Annotated in this window: 24 protein-coding genes and 3 pseudogenes; 24 read left to right on the top strand and 3 right to left on the bottom strand. The window is 67.7% G+C overall.

What is annotated here, in order from left to right; genetic code table 11:
* Positions 1–131: 131 nt before the first annotated feature.
* The gene (locus GJV80_RS07690; protein WP_230208229.1) at positions 132–2,009 is read right to left on the bottom strand and encodes a PAS domain S-box protein; all 1,878 of its coding nucleotides are present in this window, start codon (positions 2,007–2,009) and stop codon (positions 132–134) included.
* 182 nt (positions 2,010–2,191) lie between these two features.
* Between GJV80_RS07690 and argG the strand changes: the two genes are divergently transcribed.
* The 10 genes and pseudogenes from argG to GJV80_RS07640 all read left to right on the top strand — a co-directional run bounded on the left by argG (position 2,192) and on the right by GJV80_RS07640 (position 14,200).
* Positions 2,192–3,604 (top strand): argininosuccinate synthase, encoded by a 1,413-nt coding sequence (gene argG / locus GJV80_RS07685; RefSeq protein ID WP_154687391.1) that lies wholly within the window; start codon positions 2,192–2,194, stop codon positions 3,602–3,604.
* A gap of 192 nt (positions 3,605–3,796) precedes the next feature.
* Entirely contained in the window at positions 3,797–4,393 is a 597-nt protein-coding gene (gene ruvC, locus GJV80_RS07680) for a crossover junction endodeoxyribonuclease RuvC (RefSeq protein ID WP_154687390.1), read from the top strand.
* Positions 4,390–5,004 carry a Holliday junction branch migration protein RuvA gene (ruvA, locus tag GJV80_RS07675; protein ID WP_154687389.1) on the top strand — a complete coding sequence of 205 codons (615 nt, stop codon included), beginning with the start codon at positions 4,390–4,392 and terminating at the stop codon, positions 5,002–5,004. The genes ruvC and ruvA overlap by 4 nt, the downstream gene beginning before the upstream one ends.
* Before the next feature lie 97 nt (positions 5,005–5,101).
* Positions 5,102–6,085, top strand: a pseudogene (gene ruvB / locus GJV80_RS07670) (Holliday junction branch migration DNA helicase RuvB); the annotation flags it as partial.
* 226 nt (positions 6,086–6,311) lie between these two features.
* Complete coding sequence (yajC, locus tag GJV80_RS07665) at positions 6,312–6,929, top strand: preprotein translocase subunit YajC (protein WP_154687388.1); 618 nt, start codon at positions 6,312–6,314, stop codon at positions 6,927–6,929.
* Between the two features lie 36 nt (positions 6,930–6,965).
* The gene (gene secD / locus GJV80_RS07660; protein ID WP_370518846.1) at positions 6,966–8,693 is read left to right on the top strand and encodes a protein translocase subunit SecD; all 1,728 of its coding nucleotides are present in this window, start codon (positions 6,966–6,968) and stop codon (positions 8,691–8,693) included.
* The gene (gene secF, locus GJV80_RS07655) at positions 8,693–10,048 is read left to right on the top strand and encodes a protein translocase subunit SecF (RefSeq protein WP_154687387.1); all 1,356 of its coding nucleotides are present in this window, start codon (positions 8,693–8,695) and stop codon (positions 10,046–10,048) included. The genes secD and secF overlap by 1 nt, the downstream gene beginning before the upstream one ends.
* Positions 10,049–10,582, top strand: a complete 534-nt coding sequence (locus tag GJV80_RS07650) for an adenine phosphoribosyltransferase (RefSeq protein WP_154687386.1) — start codon at positions 10,049–10,051, stop codon at positions 10,580–10,582.
* A gap of 85 nt (positions 10,583–10,667) precedes the next feature.
* Entirely contained in the window at positions 10,668–11,699 is a 1,032-nt protein-coding gene (locus tag GJV80_RS07645; RefSeq protein ID WP_370518845.1) for a TrkA family potassium uptake protein, read from the top strand.
* Between the two features lie 107 nt (positions 11,700–11,806).
* Positions 11,807–14,200, top strand: a complete 2,394-nt coding sequence (locus tag GJV80_RS07640) for a bifunctional (p)ppGpp synthetase/guanosine-3',5'-bis(diphosphate) 3'-pyrophosphohydrolase (RefSeq protein ID WP_370518824.1) — start codon at positions 11,807–11,809, stop codon at positions 14,198–14,200.
* A 27-nt stretch (positions 14,201–14,227) separates the two neighbouring features.
* On the opposite strand, the gene GJV80_RS07635 is transcribed toward GJV80_RS07640, so the two are convergent.
* Positions 14,228–15,508, bottom strand: a complete 1,281-nt coding sequence (locus GJV80_RS07635) for a DUF349 domain-containing protein (protein ID WP_154687385.1) — start codon at positions 15,506–15,508, stop codon at positions 14,228–14,230.
* A 30-nt stretch (positions 15,509–15,538) separates the two neighbouring features.
* Between GJV80_RS07635 and GJV80_RS07630 the strand changes: the two genes are divergently transcribed.
* From GJV80_RS07630 to GJV80_RS07565, 14 genes and pseudogenes are all read left to right on the top strand, one after another.
* Positions 15,539–16,249: an MBL fold metallo-hydrolase gene (locus tag GJV80_RS07630; protein ID WP_154687384.1), complete on the top strand. Its 711-nt coding sequence runs from the start codon at positions 15,539–15,541 to the stop codon at positions 16,247–16,249.
* A gap of 32 nt (positions 16,250–16,281) precedes the next feature.
* Positions 16,282–17,637, top strand: coding sequence for a histidine--tRNA ligase (gene hisS, locus GJV80_RS07625; RefSeq protein WP_154687383.1), 1,356 nt, complete (start codon positions 16,282–16,284; stop codon positions 17,635–17,637).
* A gap of 250 nt (positions 17,638–17,887) precedes the next feature.
* Positions 17,888–18,616 (top strand): annotated as a pseudogene (locus GJV80_RS23765) (ABC transporter substrate-binding protein); the annotation flags it as partial.
* 25 nt (positions 18,617–18,641) lie between these two features.
* Positions 18,642–19,448: an ABC transporter substrate-binding protein gene (locus tag GJV80_RS23760; RefSeq protein ID WP_154687381.1), complete on the top strand. Its 807-nt coding sequence runs from the start codon at positions 18,642–18,644 to the stop codon at positions 19,446–19,448.
* A 25-nt stretch (positions 19,449–19,473) separates the two neighbouring features.
* The gene (locus tag GJV80_RS23175; RefSeq protein WP_195909227.1) at positions 19,474–19,776 is read left to right on the top strand and encodes a hypothetical protein; all 303 of its coding nucleotides are present in this window, start codon (positions 19,474–19,476) and stop codon (positions 19,774–19,776) included.
* Positions 19,776–20,404: pseudogene (locus GJV80_RS07610) on the top strand (ABC transporter permease). Before GJV80_RS23175 ends, GJV80_RS07610 begins: the two are co-directional and overlap by 1 nt.
* A complete protein-coding gene (locus GJV80_RS07600) occupies positions 20,401–21,318 on the top strand; it encodes an ABC transporter permease (protein WP_154687378.1) in 918 nt (305 codons plus the stop codon). Before GJV80_RS07610 ends, GJV80_RS07600 begins: the two are co-directional and overlap by 4 nt.
* Positions 21,315–22,349, top strand: a complete 1,035-nt coding sequence (locus GJV80_RS07595; RefSeq protein WP_230208227.1) for an ABC transporter ATP-binding protein — start codon at positions 21,315–21,317, stop codon at positions 22,347–22,349. Before GJV80_RS07600 ends, GJV80_RS07595 begins: the two co-directional genes overlap by 4 nt.
* The gene (locus tag GJV80_RS07590; protein WP_154687377.1) at positions 22,346–23,155 is read left to right on the top strand and encodes an ABC transporter ATP-binding protein; all 810 of its coding nucleotides are present in this window, start codon (positions 22,346–22,348) and stop codon (positions 23,153–23,155) included. Before GJV80_RS07595 ends, GJV80_RS07590 begins: the two co-directional genes overlap by 4 nt.
* A gap of 114 nt (positions 23,156–23,269) precedes the next feature.
* Positions 23,270–24,187: a pyridoxal 5'-phosphate synthase lyase subunit PdxS gene (gene pdxS, locus GJV80_RS07585; protein ID WP_154687376.1), complete on the top strand. Its 918-nt coding sequence runs from the start codon at positions 23,270–23,272 to the stop codon at positions 24,185–24,187.
* A complete protein-coding gene (pdxT, locus tag GJV80_RS07580) occupies positions 24,181–24,792 on the top strand; it encodes a pyridoxal 5'-phosphate synthase glutaminase subunit PdxT (RefSeq protein ID WP_154687375.1) in 612 nt (203 codons plus the stop codon). Before pdxS ends, pdxT begins: the two co-directional genes overlap by 7 nt.
* A gap of 153 nt (positions 24,793–24,945) precedes the next feature.
* Positions 24,946–25,341, top strand: a complete 396-nt coding sequence (locus tag GJV80_RS07575; protein ID WP_154687374.1) for a MerR family transcriptional regulator — start codon at positions 24,946–24,948, stop codon at positions 25,339–25,341.
* A complete protein-coding gene (trxA, locus tag GJV80_RS07570; protein ID WP_154687373.1) occupies positions 25,322–25,675 on the top strand; it encodes a thioredoxin in 354 nt (117 codons plus the stop codon). Before GJV80_RS07575 ends, trxA begins: the two co-directional genes overlap by 20 nt.
* 97 nt (positions 25,676–25,772) lie before the next feature.
* Entirely contained in the window at positions 25,773–26,474 is a 702-nt protein-coding gene (locus GJV80_RS07565) for a hypothetical protein (protein ID WP_195909225.1), read from the top strand.
* A 5-nt stretch (positions 26,475–26,479) separates the two neighbouring features.
* On the opposite strand, the gene GJV80_RS07560 is transcribed toward GJV80_RS07565, so the two are convergent.
* Positions 26,480–26,917: a hypothetical protein gene (locus GJV80_RS07560; protein WP_154687372.1), complete on the bottom strand. Its 438-nt coding sequence runs from the start codon at positions 26,915–26,917 to the stop codon at positions 26,480–26,482.
* Positions 26,918–26,922 lie beyond the last annotated feature (5 nt).

The raw sequence follows: 26,922 nt of genomic DNA, 5'->3' as shown, positions 1-26,922 counted from the left end.
GCGGCGGCCGGGGATGTGTGCCGGCCGCGTCCAGGGGACGTGGGTCGGGACCAGAGTCCGTGGTGCGGGCCGAACTTCAGGACCGTGCTGGAGGGCCGTACGTGGGGGCCGGCTCGCAGTCGGCCCAGTGATCAGGAACTCTCGGATTGAGCGTGGCGGGGGATCTCGAGAACGAAGCCACCCGGGTGCTCCTCCGCGGGCGGCTCGTACCGGGCCTCGCCACCGTGCAGCCGGCTGACCTCCTGCACGACGTACAGACCCAGTCCGGCACCGCCCGCCCGGGTCCCGGCGACGAAGCGATCGAACAACCGGTCGCGGATCTCCTGATCGACGCCGGGACCGGAGTCGCTGACCTTGATGATCACTCGATCAGGATCTGCGGGCGCGATCCGTCCCTCGACCAACACGGGCGGCCTGCCGTGGCGCAGGGCGTTGCCGATCAGGTTGTCCACCGCCTGCCCGATGCGTACCGGGTCCACAGTGAGATCCGCGTCGAGATCACCGGAAACCCTGACGTCGGCTGCCGGTGCAGCGATCCGGGCCCGGTCGGCAGCACCGTGCAGGACCGATGCGAGGGTGGTCGGCGAGGGCCGCAGGGTCAGACTGCCGGCGTCGATCCGCGAGGCGGTCAACAGGTCCGAGGAAAGGTTCTGCAGCCGCCGGGTGCTGGTGCGCACCTCGGTCAGCAGTCGCGTCCGTTCCTTCTCCGACAACTGATCGTCGCCCAACACACTCTCCACAGTGGCGTCGATCACCGCGGTCGGCGTACCCAGTTCGTGTCCGGTCACGGCCAGCAGCCGGAGCTGCTGCTCCAGCACCCGCTCCCGGCCCTCCTCGGCCAGGCGCCGTTCGGTCTGATCGCGGGTCACCTTGGCGAAGCCGACATGCTTGCCCGCGTCGTCGAACACCGCGGTGATCACCACGCTCGCCCAGAACCGTCCGCCATCCTTCCGGATCCGCCAACCCTCCTCGGCGTAACTGCCGCGCTGCAGGGCGATCCGCAACTCGTCCTCGGGATGCCTGATGCGTTGCTGCTGCTCGGGATAGAAGACCCGGAAGTGCTTCCCGACGATCTCCTCCGCGCGATAGCCCTTGATCCGCTGCGCGCCGGCGTTCCAGCTGATCACCCGGCCTTCGGTGTCCAGCATGAAGATGGCGTACTCCTGGACGGCGCTGACCAACAGCCGGAAGCGTTCCTCACTGCGCCGGAAGCGGTCCTCGGCGGCGCGTTGGGCGGTGATGTCCTGGACCTGGAGGAACGCGAACAGCGGTACGCCCTCGGAGTCGTGCACCGGTGCCAAGGTCGCCCGGGCGATCTGCGGCGTGCTGTAGCCGGCCACCTGGTGCTCGAACGCGAACGAATCCTCGCCACGCTTGATCGACTCGAGCGCCTCGTCGAACTGCGCACCCCGGCCGCTGGTCAACCGTCCGTAGTCCACCCCGACGAGCTCGTGCGGCTGGGCAAGGAACAGTGAGGCCAGCGCGCGGTTGGCCCGGACAACGGTCCCATTCAGCGTCAGGGTCGCCATGCCGATCGCGGCAACGTCGAAGATGTCACGGAAGCGGCCGAGGTGGTCGGCGAGGATCTGTTGGTCCTGCTCGTTGCGCTCAGTTCGAGGAGTCACCGCCGCCAGGGGCGGCGTCCTGGGCCGGGCAGGGACACCCACAACCTCCGCCAGCCGTTCCGGTATCCGCTCGATCGGGTGGGACTTGGCGATGAAGTCGGCAGCCCCCAGCTCGCGGGCCACCTCCGCCAACGACGGTTCCTCGAAACCGGTGTACATCACGACCCGGCTGCCCGGGGACACCTCGAGGATGCCAGGAAGCGCCTCCAGACCGTCCATCGCGGGCATCGACGTGTCCAGCAGCACAAGATCGGGTTGGTGCTGGTAGGCCAGCCCGATCGCCTCGGTGCCGTCGCGGCCCTCGCCGACGACATCGAACAGGCCCGATCGTTCGAGTCGCGACGTGACCAACCGTCGCAGCTGGTCGGAATCGTCAACGATCACAACCGTTGGCCGGCCGGCTACCACGTGGTTCTCTCCCTGGTCGTGACGAGCCCAACGGCCCCGCGGGTGTGGTCGGATTGGCCACGCTCGGCGACAGTACCCACCCCGCGGTGTTCTAGTCGCTCCGCCCGCTGCTCGTCGAGATTATGCATATCCATTCGGAGTGCTGCATAATCATGCGTATGTCCAAGGTGCTCAGCTCTCTCCCGGTCGGCCAACGGGTCGGCATCGCGTTCTCCGGCGGTCTCGACACATCGGTCGCCGTTGCCTGGATGCGTGACAAGGGCGCGATCCCGTGCACCTACACCGCCGATCTGGGACAGTACGACGAGCACGACATCGCCTCCGTCCCCGGGCGCGCCGCACAGTACGGCGCCGAACTCTCCCGGCTGGTCGACTGCAAGACGCAGTTGGTGGAGGAGGGCCTGGCGGCGATCGCCTGCGGCGCCTTCCACATCCGCTCGGGCGGGCGTACCTACTTCAACACCACACCGCTGGGTCGGGCGGTGACCGGCACCCTGCTGGTCCGAGCCATGGCCGAGGACTCGGTGTCGATCTGGGGCGACGGCTCCACGTTCAAGGGCAACGACATCGAACGCTTCTATCGATACGGCCTGTTGGCCAACCCCGGCCTGCGGATCTACAAGCCGTGGCTGGACGCCGACTTCGTCGCCGAACTCGGCGGCAGGAAAGAGATGTCGGAATGGCTGCTGTCCCACGGACTGCCGTACCGGGACAGCACCGAGAAGGCGTACTCCACCGATGCCAACATCCTCGGCGCGACCCATGAGGCCAAGCAGTTGGAGCATCTGGACGCCTCGATCGAGATCGTCGAGCCGATCATGGGCGTCAAGTACTGGGACGATTCGGTGGTGATCGACACCGAGGATGTGGAGATCAGCTTCGAGGGCGGCCGCCCGACGACGATCAACGGCAAGTCCTACACCGACATCGTCGACCTGTTCAGTGAGGCGAACGCGATCGGCGGCCGGCACGGCCTGGGCATGTCCGACCAGATCGAGAACCGGATCATCGAGGCCAAGTCGCGGGGCATCTACGAAGCTCCGGGCATGGCGCTGCTGCACATCGCCTACGAGCGGTTGATCAATGCGATCCACAACGAGGACACGGTCGCGTCCTATCACAACGAGGGCCGCAAGCTCGGCCGGCTGCTCTACGAGGGCCGCTGGTTCGATCCGCAGTCCCTGATGATCAGGGACGGGCTGCTGCGCTGGGTCGCTTCGGCGGTGACCGGCACGGTGACCCTGCGGCTGAGGCGGGGTGAGGATTACTCGGTGCTGGACACCACAGGCCCGGAGTTCTCCTACCACCCGGACAAGTTGTCGATGGAGCGGACCGAGGACGCGGCCTTCGGCCCGACCGATCGGATCGGCCAGCTGACCATGCGCAACCTCGACATCGCCGACACCCGGACCAAGCTGGAGTTCTATGCCGGCCGCGGCTCGCTGCCGGAACGGGAGTCAAGACTCGTCGGAGCGCTCGAACCCGGCGGCGCCGAGGCGATCTCGTCCAACCCGGCAGCCGAGGAAGAGGACCTGCTGGACCGCGCCGCCATCGAGTCCGGCGTCGACTGACCCCAAAACGTGAACATCGGCCGTCCGGACGACCGCCGGTGACGCCCCGAGGGCTCTCGGCACGTTCTGGACGGCAGGAATGCACGGCACGCGCCGTCATCCGCCGACACGCCGAGGCCGGATGGGGCCGACGGCGGGCCGGGCTGGGATAGCGTGCGAACATCTGTTCGGATCGCGTCGTCAGGAGGTCGCGTGCGTGTCCTGGGCATCGACCCCGGGCTGACCCGGTGCGGTTTCGGTGTCGTCGACGGGTCCGTCGGCCGGAATCCTGCCCTGGTTGCGGTGGATGTGGTCCGCACCGACACCACCCTCGAGGTCGCTCAGCGACTGCTGAGGCTGGAGACCGCCTTCGAGCACTGGGTCACTGAACACCAGCCCGACGTCATCGCCGTGGAGCGGGTGTTCTCCCAGCACAACGTGCAGACCGTGATGGGCACCGCCCAGGCGGCCGGCGTCGCGATGTTGGTCGCCGCCAGGCACCAGCTGCCGGTGGCGCTGCACACGCCGAGCGAGGTCAAGGCGGCCATCACCGGGTCCGGGCGCGCCGACAAGGCCCAGGTCGGCGCGATGGTGACCCGCATTCTGCGGCTGGAGACCACGCCGAAACCCGCGGACGCGGCCGACGCTCTCGCCCTGGCGATCTGTCACCTCTGGCGCGGTGCGGCCTCCGATCGGATCACTCGCGCCGCGGACGGCGCCGCACGGCTCGCATCCCGGCAGCGTGCGGCGTACGCCCAGGCCCGCAAGCAGACCTCACAAGCCGACGGAACGAGGAGAACGCACGCGTGATCGCGCAACTGACCGGGACCGTCAGCGCGGTCGGGGCCACCTGGGCTGTGATCGACGTCGGAGGAGTCGGGATCAAGACGCTGTGCGGCCCCAACACCACCGCCGAACTGCGGCGCGGTCAGCAGGCAACGCTGTCCACCTCCCTCGTGGTCCGCGAGGATTCGCTCACCCTGTACGGCTTCGGCACCGCCGAGGAGCGCGACTTCTTCGAGCTGCTGATGACGGCGTCCGGGGTCGGCCCGAAACTCGCCCAGGCCGCCCTGGCCGTACTGACGCCCGACGATCTCCGGCAGGCGATCGCCACCGAGAACCTCGTCGCCTTGACCAAGGTCCCGGGTGTCGGCCGGAAGGGTGCCCAGCGGATCGTCATCGAACTGAAGGACAAGGTCAACGCCGTGCTGTCGGAGCAGCCCACGGCCGGCAACGGCCCGACCACGACCCAGTCCGCGGAATGGCGGGAACAGGTCAGCCAGGGTCTGCAGGGACTCGGCTGGTCGGCCAAGGATGCGGAGGCCGCCTGCGACCGGGTCGAGAATCTTGCCGAGGACGACCCGTCGGTCGGCGTCGCGGTGCTGATGCGCGCCGCGCTGCAGACGCTCGCCAAACCGTGACCGGCGATCTGAGATGGGATCGGGAATGATGGGGGCGATGCCTGAACCCGACGACCTCCGCAACGATCCCGGTTTCGAGACCCGCTTCGATCCGGGAATCGATCTTGTCGACCCGCAGGCCGACCCCGGCGAGTCCGCCGCCGAGTCGGCACTGCGGCCGACCCGGTTGGCCGAATTCGAGGGCCAGCGCCGGGTCAGCGACCAGCTCGGGCTGGTGCTCGAGGCCGCCCGGGCGAGGGGAGCGGTGCCCGACCACGTCCTGCTGTCCGGGCCTCCCGGGCTGGGCAAGACGACGTTGGCGGGCATCATCGCTGCCGAGATGGGCGCGCCGCTGCGCATCTCCAGCGGTCCGGCGATCCAGCACGCCGGCGACCTGGCGGCGATCCTGTCCGGGTTGACCGAGGGCGAGGTGTTCTTCCTCGATGAGATCCACCGGATGTCCCGTCCGGCCGAGGAGATGCTCTATCTGGCAATGGAGGACTTCCGGGTCGACGTCGTGGTCGGGAAGGGGCCGGGCGCCACGGCGATCCCGTTGGACATTCCACGGTTCACCCTGGTCGGGGCGACCACCCGAGCCGGCCTGCTGCCCAGCCCGCTGCGCGACCGGTTCGGCTTCACCGCGCAGCTCGACTTCTACGACCCGGCCGACCTGGAACACATCGTGCACCGTTCGGCGGGGCTGATCAGCGCAGAGCTGGATCCGTCCGGGGCCGCTGAGATCGCCGGCCGGTCCCGGGGCACGCCGCGCATCGCCAACCGGTTGTTGCGCCGCGTCCGCGACTACGCCCAGGTGCGTGCCGACGGCCGGATCACCGCTGCGGTCGCTCGGGCCGCCCTGGATCTGTACGAGGTGGACGCGCTGGGGCTTGACCGGCTGGACCGGTCGGTGCTGGAGTCGATCTGCACCAGGTTCGGCGGCGGCCCCGTCGGCCTGGGCACACTGGCGATCTCGGTCGGCGAGGAGACCGAGACGGTGGAGGAGGTGGCCGAGCCGTTCCTGGTCCGGCTGGGCTTCTTGATGCGGACACCCCGCGGCCGGGTGGCTACCGACGCCGGATGGCGGCACCTCGGGCTCACCCCCGCCCGGGCGCCTCTCATCCGGTCCCCGGTAGGGGTAGCGACGTCGAGCCGGACCTGTTCGGTGCCGGCGAGGAGGATGGCTGACCGAGGCGGAAACCCGGCCGGAGCCGCCCGGCGAAGCTGGGTTTCGCTGAGTTCCTGGGTAGAGTACGGCGGTCGGGGCCCGGATGCGGCCTGCCGCCGAACAACGGCGCCTGTGGCGCCGATCGAAGAGGACGTGAAACTCAATGGGATCGTACGGATCGATCGTCTTGATCGTCGTGATGATCATCGCCTTCTACTTCCTGATCATGCGCCCGCAGCGCAAGCGTCAGCAGCAGCAGGTGCAGATGATGAACGCCATCGCGCCGGGTGCGCGGGTGGTGACCACGACCGGTATCTACGCGACGGTGATCGCCGTCGGTGAGAAGCAGATCGTCTTGGAGACCGCACCCGGCAACCGGGTGACGATGCTGAAACAGGCCGTCGGCCGCGTCGTCGGCGAAGGCGAGGAGGACGCGTCGTTGGCCTCTTATCGGGCCGGCAACCCGACTCCCGGCCAGCCTGCCGGCGAGTTCGACCAGGGCATCGGTCAGGGCGAGGACCAGGATGCGGCCGGTCTCGCCAGCGGAATGGCCGGCGGCGCCCCGATCCAGGAGTACACGCCGGGTTCCGGCCCGGACTTCACCCCGCCGGCCGACGAGGAACAAAAGCCCGACCACGAGACTGCACCGTGGCCGCCGTACGGTACGTCGCAGGGTTCGGTGCTCGGGGAGTCCTCCCTCGGCGACCGGGACGAGCAGCGGACCGACCCGAGCCGGCACACCGACCAGAACACCGAGAAGGGGAACGACTCCGACCGCTGAGTCGTTGATTCCCCCGATTCCGACCCGAAGGACCGTCTGACCGTGGCATCCAAGGTCGGCCACCCGCTGCGCACTCTGGTGGCCTGCTTCATCGTCATCGCCGTGTTGTACGGCGTGATGGCGGTGACCAAGAGCTGGACCCCGAGACTCGGCCTCGACCTGAGCGGTGGAACCACGATCACGCTGACCGCGCGGAACATCAGCGGAAAGGGCGGGGTCAGCGCGACCAGCCTCGACCAGGCCCGGACGATCATCCAGCAGCGGGTCGACGGGCTCGGCGTGGGGGAGAGCCAGGTCACCACCGCCGGCGGCAACCAGATCATTGTCAGCGCGCCGAACGTGCAGCGCGATGAACTGATCCAGCAGGTTGGGCAGACCGCGGAGCTGCGGTTCCGTGCCGTCTACGACCAGCAGCAGACCACTCCGACCTCCAAGCCGGGAGACAACTCCAAGGCGGGTTCACCGAGCGACTCCGGCACGGCATCGGCCGAACCTTCGTCGAGTCCGTCGCCGAGGTCGACGGCGACTGCGAAGTCCAAGGGCAACGGACGTCCCGCGCCGGCACTGCCGACCGAGCCGCCGGCACCCGCGGCGCCGTTCCCGACCGACAAGACCAAGGCTGTACCGGCGGACCAGGCGATCAACTGGCAGCCCAGCAGTGACGTGCAGAGCGCATTCGCCAGCTTCACCTGCCCGCGGGACACCGACACCTACACCGATGTCGCCGACAAGCCGCTGTTCGCCTGCGACGAGGCCGGAACCACCAAGTACCTGCTCGGCCCGACGGTCATCTCCGGCAACGAGCTGACCAGCGCCAGCGCCGGCCTGGGGCAGCAGGGATCCATCGGCTGGCAGGTGGACCTCGGCCTCAACGGCAAGGGGGCCAGCCAGTTCCAGAACGTCACCGGTGTGCTGGCCACCCGGCAGAGTCCGCAGAACCAGTTCGCCATCGTGCTGGACGGCACCGTGGTGTCCGCGCCGTACGTCGACAAGGCCATCCCGGGTGGGCAGGCGACCATCAGCGGCGGCGACATGAACCAGCAGCGGGCGCAGAACCTGGCCAACGTGCTGCGCTACGGCCAACTGCCGCTGGCCTTCGAGATCTCCAGCGTGGACACCGTCTCAGCGAGCCTCGGCGGTGAGCAATTGCAGGCCGGCCTGATCGCCGGCGCCGTCGGCATGGCCCTGGTGCTGATCTTCTGCTTCCTCTATTACCGCGGCCTGGGACTGGTGGTCATCGCCTCGCTGGCCGTCGCCTTCGGAACGACATACGCGTCCATGGTGCTGCTCGGTGCGGCCGTCGGCTTCGCGCTCAGCCTCGCCGGCATCGCCGGCGCGATCGTGGCGATCGGTGTCACCGCCGACAGCTTCGTGATCTACTTCGCCCGAATACGCGACGAGGTGGGCGAGGGCCGCACCATCCGGACTGCGGTCGAGACCGGCTGGCGGCGCGCCCGGCAGACCATTCTGGTCGCCGACGCGGTCTCGTTCCTCTCGGCGCTGATCCTGTTCATTGTCGCGATCGGCTCGGTGCGCGGCTTCGCGTTCACCCTCGGGTTGACCACGATCATCGACGTTGTGGTGGTGTTCCTCTTCACCAAGCCGCTGGTCACCCTGCTGTCCCGGACGAAGTTCTTCGGCGGGGGCCACAAGCTGTCCGGACTCGACGCCCGCCATCTCGGCGTCCAGGCGCTGCCGGGCAACCGGCGACGTGTCAGGGCGGCATCGGCCACCGCGGGCCGCTCAACCGGGAGTGATGCGTGATGTCCCGTCTCGGCAACCTCGGCCACGGTCTCTACACCGGTGAGGTGTCCTTCGACTTTGTCGGCAGATGGCGCCGCTGGTTCATCATCTCCGCCGTCGCGATCCTGATCGTCGTCGCGGGGTTCGCCCTCCGCGGCCTCAACCTCGGCATCGAGTTCACCGGGGGCGCCGAGTTCCAGATTCCCGCCAGCACCGACCAGGCGACCATCCAGAAGGTCGAGGACGCGCTGGCCAACAGCGGCGTCCCGCACGCGGGCGATGCCGAGGTCACCCGGGTCGGCAACAGCACCATCCGGGTGGAGACGTCGACGCTGAACACCGCCAGCGAGGTGCCGCAGGTCAAGGACGCGCTGGCCGAGGCGACCGGGGCGCCGGTCGACCAGATCAACTACAACCTGATCGGCGCATCCTGGGGCGGTCAGATCACTGAACGCGGGATCGTCGCCCTGGTGGTGTTCCTGGTCGTGGTCAGCCTGGTGCTGTGGGCCTACATGCGCAACGCCAAGATGTCGGGCGCCGCGCTGGTCGCGCTGTTGCACGACCTGGTGATCACCCTGGGCGTTTACGCCGTGGTCGGCTTCAGCTTCACCCCCGAGTCGTTGATCGGGATGCTGACCATCCTCGGCTACTCGCTGTACGACACCGTCGTCGTCTTCGACAAGGTTCGGGAGAACACCCGCAACCTGACCGGGAGCGCGACCAGAACCTACAGCGAGGCGGCCAACCTGGCCGTCAACCAGACCCTGGTCCGGTCGATCAACACCACCGTGATCGGCGTACTGCCGGTCGCTGCGCTGCTGTTCGCCGGCGGCGTCATCCTGCACACCGGTCCGCTGGAGGACCTGGCACTGGCCCTGTTCGTCGGGATGATCTCCGGCGCGTACTCCTCGATCTTCATCGCCACCCCGCTGCTTGCGCTGTGGAAGGAACGCGAGCCGGACATGATCCGCCAGACCAAACGGGTCGCCACCCGACGCGCCCGCGACGCCGCCCGGGAACGCGGCGAGGAGCCCCCGTCGCGCAGCCGGCGGCGTACCGCAACGCCGTCCCGACGGACGGCGACCTCGACCGCCGGCACCGGGTCGGCGACCCTGACCGCCGAGGGCACCGATGACCGGGGCGACGAGACCGCGGCCGACGGTGAGGACGACAGTGGGAGCAGCGCCCAGGACAGGCTGACCGACCAGGACGCGCCGGGGGACCGGGCTCCCAGCCCGGGCCGGATCACCCTGGCGGTGCGGGACCATGGCACAGGCGGTCGCGGAGAGACCGACGCACGACGTGACAGACTGTCCGATCGTGCGGCCGGCAGGCCCCAGCCCCAACGCAAGCCCCGCAGTGAACGGAAGAAGTAGATGAACAATCAGACCTGGATCGACCTGATCCGCGACATTCCCGATTTCCCCGAGCCGGGCGTGGTGTTCAAGGACATCACACCCCTGATCGGGTCCCCGGGCGGCTTCGGCGCAGTGATCAACGAACTGGCGACGAACGTCCCCAACGACATCGACGTGGTCGTCGGTATGGAGGCCCGCGGCTTCATCTTCGGCGCCCCGGTGGCGCTGTCGCTGGGTACCGGCTTCGTCCCGGTTCGCAAGCCGGGCAAGCTGCCCGGCGAGGTGATCACCACCGAATACGAACTCGAGTACGGCACCAACTCCCTCAGCGTGCACCGCGACGCCGTCGGTGACGGTGCCCGGGTACTGATCGTCGACGACATCCTGGCCACCGGCGGCACCGTGGCGGCGACCGCAAAGTTGATCAAGGAACTCGGCGCGGATCTGGTTGCCGTGGCCGTTGTGATGGAACTGGATTTCCTCAACGGACGCAAGTATCTCAGCGAGCAGGGGATCGACGAGGTCATCGCGCTGACCCACGTCGAGGGCTGAGCGGACCGGGCCTGCGCCGCCGGTGTTCGAGAGCTACCGCCGAGGAGAGGACCGGCGCGCCGGTCGAAACCAGGGCCGAGGCTGGATCAGCCAGACGCTGGTCAACCTGCCGACCCACCAGTCCTCCCCGGGCCGCCAACTGGCCGCCCGCGGCCTGGTCGCGCTCGGCCTGTTGGCGCTGATCGTCGGGATCGTCTACATCGACCGGGGCGCCTACAACGACAGTTACGACGGGTCGGTCTCGTTGATCGATGCGATCTACTACGCCACTGTCACGATCACGACCACCGGGTACGGTGACATCACGCCCGTCCTGCCCCATGCCAGGATCATCAACGCCATCCTGGTCACACCGCTGCGGATCGCCTTCCTGGTGCTGCTGGTCGGCACCACCCTGGAGGTCCTCGCCACCCAGGGACGGCGGATCTTCCTTGACTCCCGCTGGAGGAAACGGATGCGTAATCACGCCGTTGTTGTCGGCTACGGGACCAAGGGCCGCAGTGCGGTCCAGACCCTGATCGACACCAAGTACAGCCCGGAACGGATGGTGATCATCGACGGCCGGCCGGGCGTGATCGCCGAGGCCAACCTCGAGGGCTTCGCCGGGATCTCCGGCGACGGCACCCGCCGGGAGATCCTGCGCCGGGCCGAGATCAGCAAGGCCCATGACGTGATCATCACGCTGGACCGGGACGATTCGGCCATCCTGGTGACCCTGACCGTACGGCAGCTCAATCCCAGTGCCCACATCGTCGTCGCCGTCCGGGAACAGGACAACGCCTCGCTGCTGCGGCAGTCGGGCGCGGATGCGGTGATCACCTCCTCCGAGGCCGTCGGTCGGGTGGTCGGCCTGAGCACGATCAGCCCGAACCTGGGCAGCATCATCGAGGACCTGTTGACCGCCGACCAGGGTCTGGAGATCGCCGAGCGACAGGTGTCGGCCGAGGAGGTCGGTCACGGCCCGGCCGACATCCGCGACGAGCGGGTGCTCGGAGTCGTCCGGAACCGGACGCTGCGGCAGTTCAGCGACCCCACCGTCGCGAAGTTGGAAACCGGCGACCAACTGGTGGTGGTACGGCACGCGCCGAAATCCTCCGGCGAGCGGAAGTCCGGCTGAAGCCCGCCCGGCGGGAACCGCATTCACCCGGGGAATTAGACTTGCGCGAGTCGGCGTTGTTCCTTCCATAACGGGAGTCCATATCGGCAGGCATTGAGAGGGTCGCATTGAACGAATCTGCAACCGCCATCGGCTCCGACACCTCGGCCGAGCAGAACGGGCCGGATCGGACGATCGGGCGGCCGGCTGACGACAGCCGGACGCGGGAACGTCGTGCGCCGTCGACGCCGCCGACCCCGGTCCGCGCGACGACCGGACCGGAACAGCCGCGGGTGCGGATGCGCCAGCGGATCGCGCGGTTCGGCAACAGCAAGCCGCAGACCCCGGTGCTCGACGCACTGTTCAAGACCGTCCGGGCCAACCATCCGAGGGCCGACACCGCGCTGCTGGAGCGCGCCTACCGGACCGCCGAGCGCCTGCACGCCGGACAACTCCGCAAGAGCGGCGACCCGTACATCACCCATCCCCTGGCCGTCACTCAGATCCTCGCCGAACTGGGCATGACCGAGCCGACCCTGTGTGCCGCCCTGCTGCACGACACGGTGGAGGACACGCCGTACACGCTGGCCGAGCTGAGCCGTGAATTCGGCGAGGAGGTCGCGCTGCTGGTCGACGGCGTGACCAAGCTGGACAGGGTCAAGTACGGCGAGTCCGCAGAGTCGGAGACCATCCGCAAGATGATCGTGGCGATGAGCCGCGACATCCGGGTGCTGGTGATCAAGCTCGCCGACCGGCTGCACAACATGCGGACGCTGCACCATCTGCGGCCGGACCGGCAGAGCCGCAAGGCGACCGAAACCCTGGAGATCTACGCCCCGCTGGCCCACCGGTTGGGCATGAACCGGATCAAGTGGGAGCTGGAGGACCTGGCGTTCTCCACCCTGCACCCCAAGGTGTACGACGAGATCGTCCGGCTGGTCGCCGAGGCCGCACCGAAACGCGACGAGTTCCTGGCACGGGTGATCGACGAGGTCACCGACGACCTGCGGGTCGCCAAGATCAAGGCGACCGTCACGGGCAGGCCGAAGCACTACTACTCGATCTACCAGAAGATGGTGGTACGGGGCCGGGACTTCTCCGAGATCTACGACCTGGTCGGGTTGCGCATCCTGGTCGAGACGCCGCGGGACTGTTACGCGGCGCTCGGCGTGATGCATGTCCGCTGGAACCCCCTTCCCGGGCGGTTCAAGGACTACATCGCCATGCCCAAGTTCAACCTGTACCAGTCCCTGCACACCACAGTGCTGGGTCCGGGCGGCAAGCCGGTCGAGTTGCAGATCCGCACCGAGGACATGCACCGTCGGGCCGAGTACGGTGTCGCGGCGCACTGGAAGTACAAGCAGGACGCCAAGGGCGGCGTACCGGCGCCTGCGAAGGGTTCGGCCGACGACCTGGTCTGGGTGCGGCAGTTGCTCGACTGGCAGCGGGAGACCGCCGACCCGGGTGAGTTCCTGGACTCGCTGCGCTTCGAGATCAACTCCTCCGAGGTCTTCTGCTTCACCCCGAAGGGCGACGTGATCGCGTTGCCGTCGGGCGCCACGCCGGTCGACTTCGCCTACTCCATCCACACCGAGGTCGGCCACCGGTGCGTTGGCGCCCGGGTCAACGGACGGCTGGTGCCGCTGGAGTCTGCGCTGTCCAACGGCGATGTGGTCGAGGTGTTCACCTCCAAGGCCGAGGGCGCCGGACCGAGCCGGGACTGGCTGGCCTTCGTCAAGAGCGCCCGGGCGAGGAACAAGATCCGGCATTACTTCACCCGGGAACGGCGTGAGGAGTCCATCGAACAGGGCAAGGAGATCCTTGCCAAGCATCTGCGCAAGGCCGGCCTGCCGCTGCAGCGGCTGCTGACCGTCGAGCACCTGACCGCGGTCGCCAACCACTTCCGGCTGGCCGATGTCGACGCCCTGTACGCCGCGATCGGCGAGGGTAACGTCGGCGCGGCGGCGGCGGTGAACCGGCTGATCAGTGTCGAGGGTGGCGAGGACGCTGCGGTCGACGAGACCAGTGAGGACCGGGTCGCCACCGGCCGGCGCCGGCACAAGGGTGGCGGCAGCGAGACCGGCATCGAGGTCGTCGGCGCAACCGATCTGTGGGTCAAACTCGCCAAGTGCTGTACGCCGGTGCCGGGCGATCCGATCATGGGCTTCGTGACCCGAGGCTCCGGGGTGTCGGTGCACCGGACCGACTGTGTGAACGCCGACAGCCTGCAGGCCCAACCGGAACGGCTGGTCGATGTCACCTGGGCCCCAGGTGCCCAGAGCTCTTACCTGGTGGCGATCCAGGTCGAGGCGCTCGATCGGAACCGGCTCCTCTCCGACATCACCCGCGCGCTGTCCGACCAGCATGTCAATATCCTGTCGGCCGCGCTGAACACCTCGAAGAACCGGATCTGCAAGGCCAAGTTCACCTTCGAGACCGCCGACCCGACCCATCTTGATCATGTCCTGCAGGTGGTCCGCGGTATCCCCGGCGTCTTCGACGCCTACCGCATCAACCAGTGATCAACCGCGGGCGGCACTCGGAACTGCTCACTCCGGACGGAACTCGTCGGCTGCCTGCTGCGCCTGAGTGAGCCACTGCCGGTAGGTCGACGCGCTCTCCGACGCCTCCCGGGCAGCCTTGGTGTCGCCCCGGGCAGCGGCCTTGGCGGCGCGCTCCTCGAGTTGGGCGATCTGCGCCTCGAGTTTGGCCGCCGTGTCCTCCGCCCGCGCCCTGGCCTCGGGATTGGTCCGCCGCCAGCGCTCCTCCTCGGCGTTGCGGATCGCCGTCTCCACCGCTCGCAGCCGGCTGTCCATCGGACGCATCGCCTCCCGCGGCACCTTGCCGATCTGCGACCAGCGGTCAAGGAAGTCCCGGAAGGCCGCCTTGGCCGCATCGACGTCGGTCACCGGAAGCACCGTCTCGATCTCGTCGAGCAGCGACTCCTTGGCCCGTTGATTGTCCCGGAACTCCGAGTCCTGGGCCGACAGTGCGGCCTGCTTGGCCGAGAAGAACTGGTCCTGGATGCCGCGGAACCGCTGCCAGAGATCCTCCTCGACCTCACGCGGTGCCGGGCCGGCCGCCTTCCACCGGCTCATCAGATTGCGGAACATGCCGGTGGTCGGGCCCCAGTCGGTCGAATCGGCCAACTGCTGGGCCTCGGCGATGATCTGCTCCTTGGCCTGGCGCGCCGCCTCCCGGCGTTCGGCCTGCTGGGCGAACTGCGCCTTGCGTCGCCGGGTGTAGGTGGTCCGGGCGCTGGAGAAGCGGTGCCACAGCGCGTCGTCGGTCGCCCGGTCGAGGCGGGGAAGTTGCTTCCATTGATCCAGCAGTGACCGGAAGCGGTTGACCCCGCCCCGCCAGTCGTTGCTCTGCGCCAGCCGTTCGGCCTCGGCGACGAATCGCTCCTTGGCTGCCAGCGTCTCCTGCTGCTGCCGGGCACGCTCAGCCCGGCGTTCGGCACGCTTCTGGTCCAGCAGTGGGCTGAGCGCGTCCAGCCGGGCCAGCAGGGCGTCGAGATCGCCGACCGCGTTGGCATCGCGTACGGTCTCGGTCACCGTACGGATCGATGCTGTGGCATCGTCGGGGGACAGGTTCCCGCCCCGGACGCGGCGTTCCAACAGCGACACCTCGAGTTCGAGCGCGGTGTACCGGCGGACGAAGAACTCCAGCGCCTCCTCCGGCCTGACGTCGGGGACCTGTCCGACGGCGCGCTCGCCGTCCCTGGTCCGGACGTAGACCGTCCCGTCGCTGTCGACTCGCCCAAAGCTTGCCGGGCCATCAGACGGAGCGGGCGTCGCCGCAGCGGCCCCGTTTGCGTCTTCGCTCATGGGCCAATCCTGCCCGATACGCTGACTCGCGTGGTGCTCGCCTCCTTTGCTGCCGGTGCGTTGGCCGCGAATTGTTACGTGCTGAGCGCAGCCGACGACCGAAGCTGTGTCGTCATCGATCCCGGGATGGACGCCGTGGCCGCTCTGGATCGGCTGCTCGACGAACACCATTTGATCCCGTCACTGGTGTTGCTGACCCACGGTCACTTCGACCACGTGGCCTCAGCGGCCGCCGTCGCCGACCGGTACGACGCAGCCTGTTACATCGGGCCGGGCGACCGCGCCCTGCTCGCCGATCCACTCGCCGGGCTGACTTCGGACCTGGCGCCGCTGGTGACCGACTACCTGCGCGGGGAGCCGGCTATGCAACCGCGCCGTCTGGTCCGGCTCGAACGGGAGCCGGACGGCAGGTCACGGCTGCATGCCGCGGGGCTGACCTTCGACCTGATCGCCGCGCCCGGGCACACCCCGGGTTCGACCCTGTTCCTGACCAGCCTGCCCACGACGAGCTGTCCGGAGGCAGGCACACAGTACGACCTGGTCTTCACCGGGGACGTACTGTTTGAGGGGACGATCGGCCGCACCGATCTACCCGGTGGCGATCCGCACGCCATGAACCGTACGCTCACCTCGACAGTGCTGTCGCTGGCCGACGAGACGGTGGTCCTGCCCGGACACGGGCGGCGGACCACGATCGGCCGGGAGCGCACCACCAATCCCTTCCTGCGCCGGCTCGGCTGACGCAGCGTCTGACGAGAGTGAGGCCCGTTACCGTGGCTCGTCCCAAACCGCTGTCCGGCTTTCCCGAGTTCCTGCCCGAGGGACGGATCGTGGAACAGCATGTGCTGGGTCGGCTGCAACGGACCTTCGAGCTGCACGGCTTCGCCTCCATCGAGACCCGGGCCGTCGAGCCGCTGGACCGGCTGGCCAAGGGCGGGGAGATCGACAAGGAGATCTATGCGGTACGCCGGCTCAGTGCCGGTGACGAGGCCGCCGACGAACTTGGCCTGCACTTCGACCTGACCGTACCTTTCGCCCGCTATGTGCTGGAGAACTCCGGACACCTGCAGTTCCCGTTCCGTCGCTACCAGATCCAGAAGGTGTGGCGCGGCGAACGGCCGCAGGAGGGCCGTTACCGGGAGTTCACCCAGGCCGACATCGACATCGTCGGCAACGGCGACCTGGCCGCCCACCACGACGTCGAACTGCCCCTGGTGCTGTTGGAGGCGATGGAGGCCCTGCACCGCGATCTCGGGCTGCCGCCCGTGCTGATGCACGTCAACAACCGCAAGCTGGCGCAGGGCTTCTACACGGCGCTGGGCATCGACGATGTGGCAGGCGTGCTGCGGACCGTCGACAAGTACGACAAGATCGGCCCCGAGTCGGTCCGGGAGCTGTTGGTCAACGAGGTCGGACTCGACCCGTCCCAGGCCGGACTCTGCACCAGGCTCGCCGAGATCAACACCACCGACGCCTCGTTCGTCGACCAGGTGAAGTCGCTCGGCGTCAGCGGTGACCTGCTGGACGACGGTGTCGGCGAACTCGCGACCCTGGTCGAGGCCGCCGGTGATCAACAACCCGGCCGGCTGGTCGCCGACCTGAAGATCGCCCGCGGGCTGGACTACTACACCGGCAGCGTCTACGAGACGGAACTGGTCGGCTTCGGCTCCATCGGATCAATCGCCTCGGGTGGCCGCTACGACTCGCTGGCCAGCGACGGCCGGACCAGCTTTCCGGGCGTCGGCATCAGCTTCGGTGTCACCCGCACCCTGGTGCCGCTGCTCGGCAAGGGCCATCTGACCGCCAGCAGGCCGGTGCCGACCTGCGTACTGGTCGCAGTGGATTCCGAGGAACGACGCGGTGCGGCGATCGCGGTGGCCGCCAAGCTCCGGAAACGCGGCATCCCCACCGAGGTCGCGCCCAAGGCCGACAAGTTCGGCAAGCAGATCCGTTACGCCGACCGCCGGTCGATCCCGTACGTCTGGTTCACCTCGGCAGACGCCGGGGTCGGCGGCGAGGTCAAGGACATTCGCAGCGGCGAGCAGTTGCCCGCCGACCCGTCACGATGGCAGCCCGACGAGGAAGACCTCTCACCCAGGGTCCACGGCGTCTGGGACCCCGCCAGCTGAGCCCCAGCTGAGCCCCCCATCCCGCCGAGGGGTCACAAAATCCCTCATTTCCGCGGCGTGTCGCGGTGCCGGACCGCCGCTGGACGTCCCCGCCCGGGCAATCGTCATTTCGTAACGGAGACGAGTTCGTAACCGAAAGTTGTTGCCACTGTGACAGCTGGTGCCTATGTTACAAAAGCTGCGTCCGGCGGGCCGATCGTTCACGTCGCGAATGCAGTAGCCGTACGACTCTGCACCGCGAAGGAGACCGATGAAGCGCAAGATCATCGCCGGGCTGTTGGCCGCGATCACCCTGCCGCTGACCCTCGTCGGATGCGGGGGAGGGAGCGCCACGGGATCGGCAGCCGACAACACCAAGCCACAGGCCGGCGGTGACCTGGTGATGGCCCGGGCGGAGGAACCGACCAGCCTGGTGCCGTGGGTGCCGACCGACAACGCCTCGATCTGGACCATCGAGGAGATCTACGACACGCTCCTGGTGCCGTCCCCGGACGGCAAGTCTGTGCAGCCGTCGCTGGCAACCTCCTGGAAGCAGTCCGCGGACAAGTTGTCCTGGACCTTCAAGCTGCGCGACGGCGTCACCTTCAGCAACGGTCAACCGCTGACCTCGGCCGACGTGAAGTTCTCCCTGGCCCAGGCCGCGAAGAAGGACAACCCGTTCGCCTTCATCGACGACGTGATCGCATCGGTGAACACACCGGACGATCACACCGTGGTGATCAAGACCAAGGAACCATGGTCGCCGCTACCGGCCGACATGGCGCTGTACGCCAACTCGATCGTGCCGAAGGGCTTCGGCGGGATGACCGAGGACGCCTTCGCCAAGAAGCCGGTCGGGTCCGGCCCGTTCGCCTTCGACCACTGGACCAAGGGCCAGGAACTCAAGCTGGTCAAGAATCCGAAGTACTGGCAGCCGGGCAAGCCGTATCTGGACTCGGTGACCTTCACCGTCGTCACCGACAGCAACACTCGGGCGACGCAGCTGCAGGAGCGGGCAGGCGCAGATCAACGAGTTCCCGGCCTATTCGAGCATCCAAGGGCTCGAGGGCAAGGGCGGTGTCCAGGTCGGCAGGTTCCCGTCCAGCCGGGTGGACTACCTGGTGATGAACAACGCCAAGAAGCCGTTCGACGACGTCAACGTGCGCAAGGCGATCGCGCAGTCCGTCGACCGCCAGGCGTTGATCAAGACCGTGCTGTTCGGCGCCGGGAAGGCTGCCGGCTCCTATCTGACGCCCGCGCTGTGGTCACACGACAATTCGATCAAGCCGCTGCCGTACGACCTGAACGCGGCCAAGGCCGACCTGGCGAGATCCTCCGTGCCCAACGGCTTCAGCACCACCATGACGATCAGCAGCGGTGACGCCGACGCGCTGACGGCTGCACAGCTGGTGCAGAACGCCCTGGGCAAGATCGGGATCAAGGTGCAGTTGAAGACTCTCGATCCGTCGGCGGTCTCGGCGGCCAAGCACTCCGGCGACTTCGAACTGGGCTTCACCTACTGCACCACCGACATCATCGACCCCGACGAGATCATCCGGTTCGGCGGCCTGTACAGCGGCGGCTCGAACGCGCTCTACAGCCAGTACAAGAATCCCAGGCTGGACAGGCTCGCCAACCGGGCCTCGACGATCACCGACCAGAGCAAGCGGACCGCGATCTACCACCAGATCCAGGAGAGAGTGAACGCCGACCAGCCGATGGTGCCGCTCTACTACTCCCCGGCGCTCTACTCCTACGCGGACACGGTGCACGATTTCAAGACGCTGCCGACCGGCAACTACGACCTGGTCAACGTCTGGCTGTCGAAGTGATACCAACTCGGCTCGCGAGGTTGTCGTGGCGCGGTATCTGATCCGCCGGCTGCTGCTGTTGCTGGTCGTGATCTTCGGCGTGATCACCATCGCCTTCTTCCTGATGCATCTCACACCGGGCGATCCGGCACGCACCTTTCTGGGGAGAAGGCCACGCCGGAGGCGGTCGCGGCACTGCGGCACCGCTGGGGACTTGATCAGAGTCTCGGCAGCCAGTACGTCCGGTTCCTCGGCCAGACGGTCACCGGACGGCTCGGTGATTCGGTGTACTTCCGTACGCCGATCATCGAACTTCTCGCCGTACGGCTTCCCGTCACGCTGGCGCTGATGTTCCTCGGCGCGGTCGCCAGCGTGGTGATCTCGTTGCCGTTGGCGCTGCTCAGCGCGACGCGGCCGGGACTGCCTGCCCAAGCGGTCCGACTCTTCAACGCCGTGGTGCAGGGCATGCCGGCATTCTTCGTCGGCAGCATGGTGATCGTCCTGCTCGGACTCCGGCTGCGGATCTTCCCGGCCGGTGGATACGGCGAGACGCCGGCGACCAAGTTCTACGCGCTGATCCTGCCTGCCTTGACCATCGGACTGGCGATCGCGCCCTTGCTGATCAGGAGTCTGCGGGCCTCGATGGTCGAGGTGCTGTCCAGCGAGATGATCGCCTTCGGTCGCGCCAAGGGTCTCGCCGGCAGGCGGTTGATCCTGGGCTACCTGCTGCGCAACAGCAGCATCTCGGGGATCAGCATCCTTGGTATCCAGGTCGGCGGGCTGGCGGCGGCGCCCTGGTGGTCGAGCAGGTGTTCGCTCTGCCCGGCATGGGATCGATGCTGATGACCGGGATCCTGAACCGCGACTATCCGGTGGTGCAGGCCTGCACCCTGAGTTTCGCGATCATGGTCGTCATCGTGTACCTGGTGACCGATCTGGTGTACGCGATGCTTGATCCGAGAGTGAGGCTGTCGTGACCGAAACGGATCGGCTGGAACCGGCCACCGCGATCGGTCCGGCGGCGACAAGCACGATCGCCGAGGTCAAGGTGGCGCCGCTGCGCTTCTGGGGACCCCGGTTCCTGCGCTCCGGGAGTCTCGGGCTCTGGGTCGGCGGCGGGATCATGACGATCATGGTCCTGGCGGCGATCTTCGCGCCGCTGCTCACCTCGCACGACCCGGTCCAACCCGATCCCGCGGCGGCCCTGCAGCCCTTCTCCGCGGCACATCCGTTGGGCACAGACAATCTCGGCCGCGACATCTGGGCCAGGCTGGTTTTCGGCGCCCGATCCGATCTGTCGATCGCCACGATCGCGGTCGTCGTACCGTTCATGATCGGAGTCGTCCTCGGGACGATCACGGGCTACGTCGGAGGCTGGCTGGACGCGACCGTGATGCGGGTCGCCGACATCGTCGCGGCCTTCCCGTTCTACGTGCTGGTGATCGCGCTGGTGTTCGTGCTCGGCAGTGGTAGGAGCAGCATCTTCATCGCGATCAGCGTGGTCAGCTGGGTGGCGTACGCCCGGATCGTCCGGGCCGAGGCGATGGTGTTGCGCGACCGGGAGTTCGTGCAGGCGTGCCGGGCCGGCGGGATCGGCGGGGGCCGGATCGTCTTCCGGCACCTGATCCCCAACGTGATCACCCAGGCCATCGTGTACGCGATGAGCGACATCGTGATGAACATCGGTGTGATCGTGACGTTGAGCTATTTCGGCCTGGGCATCGTTCCGCCGACCCCCGACTGGGGTCGGATGATGGCCGACGGTCAGCAGTTCCTGGCCGGCGGCTACTACCGGCTCACCCTGGTACCGGCCGCAGCCGTTGTGTTGAGCAGCCTCGGGCTGTCCCTGCTGGGCGACGGATTGGCGCATCGACTGAGGATCAGCCGATGACGGCGCCACCGACCGGCTCGCAGATGACTGATCAACACCGGGATACGAGAAGCCTCCTTGAGGTGATCGATCTCAGCATCGCGGTCGATCTGGGTGAACGTGAGGTTCCGGCTGTCGACGGGATCTCGTTCTCGCTGGCACCCGGGGAGGCCCGCGGCCTGGTCGGGGAGTCCGGTTCCGGCAAGAGCCTGACCCTGCGGGCGATCATGGGCCTGTTGCCCGGCAACGTCCGGGTCACGGGAGGCCGGATCCTCTTCCAGGGCAGGGATCTGCTCGCCGACGGCGGGCGGTTGCAGCAGCAGGTGCGGGGCCGCGGGATCACGATGATCTTCCAGGAGCCGGCCGTCGCGCTGAATCCGGTGATGCGGGTCGGTGAGCAGATCTCCGACGGCCTGGTGCAACATCGCGGACTGACCCGTCGGGAGGCCCGCGCCCAGGCGATCCGGTTGATGGACCTGGTCGGGATCCGGGATGCCCGCCGCCGGGTCAACGCGTATCCGCACGAGCTGTCCGGCGGCCTGCGGCAGCGGGTGATGATCGCCGCCGGCGTCGCCTGCGAACCGGAGCTGATCCTGTGCGACGAGCCGACCACCGCCCTCGACGTGACCGTCCAGGACCAGATCCTGCGGCTCTTCGCCCACCTGCGCGACGAACTCGGGGCCGGACTGCTGTACGTCACTCATGATCTTGCCGTGGTCGCCCAGCTCTGTGATTCGGTGACCGTCCTCTACTCCGGCCAGGTGATGGAGGAGGGGGACGATCTGCGGTCGGTCTTCGCCCAGCCGTTCCATCCGTACACCGACGCGCTGATCGGGGCGACACCGCGCATCGACGGGCCGATCACTCGGTTGCAGGCGATCCCGGGAACGGCCCCGGCGCTGCAGGACCGGCCGTCGGGCTGCCCGTTCCATGATCGCTGCGACCGGGCGACCGAGGACTGTGCCGAGGGCGTGATCCCGCTGGACGAGCTGGCCCGCGGCCGACGCTCGGCCTGTCTTCATCCGCTGCTGACCGCCGGGGCGACGCGATGAGTCCGATGCTGGAGGCGATCGAGGTCTCCCAGACGTTCCGCACCGGCCGCGCCCGGACGGCGCACACCGTGCATGCCTTGGATCGGGTCTCGGCCCAGGTCGAGCGTGGCGAGATCGTCGGACTGGTCGGTGAGTCCGGGTCGGGCAAGTCGACCCTGGCCCGGGTGATCTGCGGCCTGCAGCCCTATGACGCCGGCCAGGTGCGGCTGGACGGGCAGTTGCTGACCGCGAAACGCACCCGGGAGCAGCGGCGGCGGATCCAGATGGTCTTCCAGGACCCGTACGCCTCGCTCGATCCGCGGATGACGATCCGGCAGACGCTGTCGGAGATGATCATGGTCCACCGGCTGCTGCCGAGGGATCGCCTGCAGGCCCGCTGCCAGGAACTGATGGAACTGGTCCAGCTGCCGGCGTCACTGTTGGACGCGAGGCCGGCCGGGATGTCGGGTGGCCAGCGGCAGCGGGTGGCGATCGCCCGGGCGCTGTCGGTGAAGCCGGAGGTGCTGGTCGCCGACGAGGCGGTCGCTGCCCTCGACGTCTCGGTACAGGCCGGCGTGATCAACCTGCTGGACGACCTGCGCCAGGAACTCGGCCTGGCCATCCTGTTCATCGCCCACGACCTGGCCGTCGTCCGGTCGCTGTGCGACCGCGTCTCGGTGATCTATCGCGGCCGGATCGTCGAGGAGCAGCCCACCTCCGACCTGTTCGACGGTCCCCAGGACGACTACACCCGACAGTTGCTGTCCGCCGTCCCTCGGCTGGACGGCCGCCGCACCGTCCCCCTCCCCCCGCCGAGGGGTCACTAAATCCCCAATTTCCGCGGTGTGTCGCGGCGGCCGACTGCGATTGGTGGCCACACGATCCGGATTGGACTGCTCATTGGTATCCAGTCATCGGCTGTGACGGCCCACAATTGACCCATGAGCGACGTGTCACAGATCCAGCATTCCGGCGACCAGCAGTTGGGCACGACGCCCGTCAAGCGCGGCATGGCCGAGATGCTCAAGGGTGGCGTGATCATGGACGTGGTCACCTCCGACCAGGCCAAGATCGCCGAGGACGCCGGCGCGGTCGCCGTGATGGCGCTGGAGCGGGTCCCCGCAGACATCCGCGCCCAGGGAGGCGTTGCCCGGATGAGCGACCCCGACCTGATCGACGGGATCATTTCGGCGGTCTCCATCCCGGTGATGGCCAAGGCGCGGATCGGGCACTTCGTCGAGGCCCAGGTGCTGCAGTCGCTCGGCGTGGACTACATCGACGAGTCCGAGGTGCTGACCCCTGCCGATTACACCAACCACATCGACAAGTGGGCGTTCCGCGTGCCGTTCGTCTGTGGTGCGACCAATCTGGGCGAGACGCTGCGCAGGATCACCGAGGGTGCGGCGATGATCCGCTCCAAGGGCGAGGCCGGCACCGGCGACGTGTCGAACGCCACCACCCATATGCGCAAGATCCGCGGCGAGATCAACCGGCTGCGCTCGATGTCTCCCGATGAGCTGTACGTCGCCGCCAAGGAGTTGCAGGCGCCGTACGACCTGGTCAAGGAGATCGCGACCACCGGCAAGCTGCCGGTCGTGCTGTTCACGGCCGGCGGCATCGCCACCCCGGCCGATGCGGCGATGATGATGCAGCTGGGGGCCGAGGGCGTCTTCGTCGGTTCCGGGATCTTCAAGTCCGGCAACCCCGCCCAGCGGGCCCAGGCGATCGTCAAGGCAACCACCTTCTACGACGACCCGGACGTGATCGCCAAGTTCTCCCGCGGTCTTGGTGAGGCGATGGTCGGTATCAACGTCGACGAGATCCCCGAGCCGCACCGGTTGGCCGAACGCGGATGGTGAGTCCCCGGATCGGCGTGCTCGCGCTCCAGGGTGATGTCGTCGAACACCTGCGGGCGTTGGAATCCCTGGGGGCTCGAGTGGTCCGGGTCCGCAGACCGTCCGAACTCGATCAACTGGACGGGATCGTCATCCCGGGCGGTGAGTCGACGACGATCGACAAGCTGTCCCGCATCTTCGAGGTGCGCGAGCCGCTGATCGACAAGATCAGGAACGGACTTCCGGCGTACGGCTCGTGTGCCGGGATGATCTTGCTCGCCGACCGGATCGTCGACGGGATCGATGATCAACAGACCTTCGGCGGACTGGACATCACCGTACGGCGGAACGCGTTCGGCCGGCAGGTGGACTCGTTCGAGACGGACCTTGATCTTGACCTGGGTGACGTTGACGGGACCGGGTTCCACGCTGTATTCATCCGTGCGCCGTGGGTGGAGAAGACCGGCGCCGATGTCAATGTCCTGGGTCGGGTGCCGCACAGCGCGGACCCGACCGGTGAAGGTGCGATCGTCGCCGTACGCCAGCAGAACCTGCTGGCGACGTCCTTCCATCCCGAGGTGACCGGCGATACCCGGCTGCACGCCTATTTCGTCGGGATGACCGCCTGACAGCAGGCCGCCGGGAAGCTCGGGTTCGAGCAGGTTTGCCACATCGAGGAAGACGACGCTGTCGTCGTGGTGTTGTCCACGAAAGATCCGGACGACACTTGACCCTGACACCGATGTCAGGCCGTACGGTCGTCCTCGACGGGAGGCATCGGCATGCGAATCGGTGAATTGGCGGACCGGACCGGGGTGAGTGTCCGGTCGGTGCGGTACTACGAACAGCAAGGACTGCTCGCGACGCGGCGTACGTCCAACGGGTATCGCGAGTTCGACGAGGACGATCTGCAGGTCGTTGATCAGATCAGGCGGCTGCTGGGAATCGGGTTCACCCTCGAGGATACCAGGCCGTTCGTCGAATGTCTGCAGTCCGGGGCACCAACCGGGGACTCCTGTCCCGACTCGGTCGTCGTGTATCAGCGCAAGCTCGCCGAACTTGATCACCAGATCGCACTGCTCGGCCGACGTCGGACCGAACTGGCGCAACACCTTGCCCGCAGCTGTGCAGGCTGCGCACCCACACCGGAGGAACTTCATGCAGGCCTTGACGAATGATACGTTCGACGACTTTCTGCGCACCGCGGACCGGCCCGTCCTGGTCGACTTCTGGGCGGAGTGGTGTCCGCCCTGCCGGCTGGTGGAACCGATCCTTGATCAACTGGCCGATGAGTTGACCGGGGAGTTGCTGATCACCAAGATCAACAGCGACGAGAACCCGCAGATCTCCGCACGGTACCGGGTGCTCGGCCTGCCGACGATGATCTTGTTCGTGCACGGTGAACCGGTGAAATCGATCATGGGGGCCCGCTCCAAGCGGGCGCTGCGTGCCGAGCTCGAACCGCACCTGGGCAGCGAGGTGGCCACGTCATCGGGTAATGCGGCCGGGTAAGAGTCGCCCGGACCGCGACACGCCGCACAAATGAGGGATTTTGTGACCCCTCGGCGGATGACTTGACTCTGGGGAACAGGTGTTCGAATATTAGTGAATGACGGTTACCACCTTGCCGGTCGCCCGGAACGCCGAGGAGCGGCTGGCCAACATCCAGGAGCTCCGGCAGCGGGTGCACCGGATGCAGGGAACCGCGACCTCCCATCCGTTGCCGACCCTGCCGGTGCTGGACGGATTGGTCCGGCTGCGTACCGGTGCGAGCTATGCCGTCGACCGGCCGGGACTGGCGATGGCGCTGATGGCCGGACCGTCCGGCGCCGGTTCCTGGTCGGCCGTGGTTGGTGTGTCCGATTTCGGGCTGGAGGCGGCGGCAGGCTTCGGCGTCGACCTGGATCGGACCGTACTGGTTCCGGAGCCGGGGGATGCCTGGCTCGAGGTGGCAGCTGCGCTGATCGACGTCCTGCAGGTGGTCGTTGTCCGTCCGCCGGCGCGGGTCACCCAACACCAGGCTGCCCGGCTCTCGTCACGGCTGCGGCAACGCGACGCGCTGTTGATCTCTGTCGGCGACTGGCCGCATGCCGAGAGCAGGCTGTGGATCGAGGAGTCGACCTGGACCGGGATCGGCCGGGGGCACGGCAGAGTGACCGGACACCGGGCAAGGGTCGCCGCTCTCCTGCACACCGGACAGCGCCGCGACGCGGAGATCTGGCTACCTGCCGACGATCTCCGACTGAGGACTGCCGACCAGGTCGACCAAGTGGTCGAGCAGGAGCCAGGCCGGCTCAGCAGGGTGGGATGATCCTGTCAGCCGACGGCCGAGGTGACGCATTCGGTCACCACATCGCCGAACACGCTCTGCTCACTTGCTGTCAGGTCGGCAGCATCCTGGTTGACGAGCAGCTTCAGCGACGCGGGAGACAACTCCTGGTAGGTCGGATAGACAGCGCAGTCGGCTGCCACCTCCGCCTTGTCTGCCGGCAGGTCCTTGTCGTCCCGGAAGTACGACTCCAGCGCAGTACGCAGGGTGTTGATCGACGGTCGGCGGACGCTTCCCGCTGCCGCCGCCGATGACGAATCCGCAGGCGGTGATGGTGATGCCTGGGACGGTTGGGTGCTTGGACCGGCCGATGTCGTCGGAGCCGGCGAACTCGGCGGACCGGGTGCCGCGCAGCCGAAGAGGACGATCACCGCAGCGATCGCTGGTCCGATCGCCAGGACACGAGACTTCGACTGGTCCGACACCCGCG

This window comes from Microlunatus sp. Gsoil 973, assembly GCF_009707365.1.
Lineage (GTDB): Bacteria > Actinomycetota > Actinomycetes > Propionibacteriales > Propionibacteriaceae > Microlunatus.
Note: the sequence above shows the minus strand (reverse complement) of the source record. Positions and strands in the feature narration are given on the sequence as shown.